The organism is Frigoribacterium sp. CFBP 13605, from assembly GCF_014839405.1.
In the GTDB taxonomy this organism is placed as follows: Bacteria; Actinomycetota; Actinomycetes; order Actinomycetales; family Microbacteriaceae; genus Frigoribacterium.
Map to the genome: position 1 here is coordinate 1 of NZ_JACYNS010000231.1, position 435 is coordinate 435.

General features: G+C 78.9%; 1 protein-coding gene. It reads right to left on the reverse strand.

Going from position 1 to position 435, the window contains the following annotated elements; translation table 11 throughout:
• Positions 1–435 (reverse strand): nucleotide-binding domain containing protein (locus IFT36_RS16185; RefSeq protein ID WP_274598590.1); only part of this gene is annotated, 435 nt, incomplete at both ends.

Consider the following 435-nt stretch of genomic DNA (forward strand, 5'->3'; position numbering starts at 1 on the left):
GCTGCCGGGCTTCGTGGCGACGAGCCGGCCGTCGCCCGCGGTGCCCCGCCCGTCGGCCGCGAGGCTGAGGACGGCACCGTGCTCGACCTGCGCGAGCGGCCGCAGGGTGATCGTGGCGAGCCGGTCGAGCACCGCGCGGGCGGTCTCGCCGCCGGTCAGCACGAGGTCGAGCTCGACGTCGGCGCCGATCCGGGCGACGACCTCGGCGAGGGCCGCCGACCCGACGAGCGGGTCGGGCAGGCGCCGGGCGGTCACCGTCAGCACGGCGACGGACGACCGGGACAAGGAGGCGCGGGTCACCTCGACGAGGTCACCCGCGTCGTCCGCCGGGTCGAGCACGTGCACGTCCGCACCGGTCGCCGCGAGCGCGTCGGCGTGGCCCCGGGCCACCTCGGCGGCCGAACCGACCACGACGAGGACGGGCCGCTCGGCCCC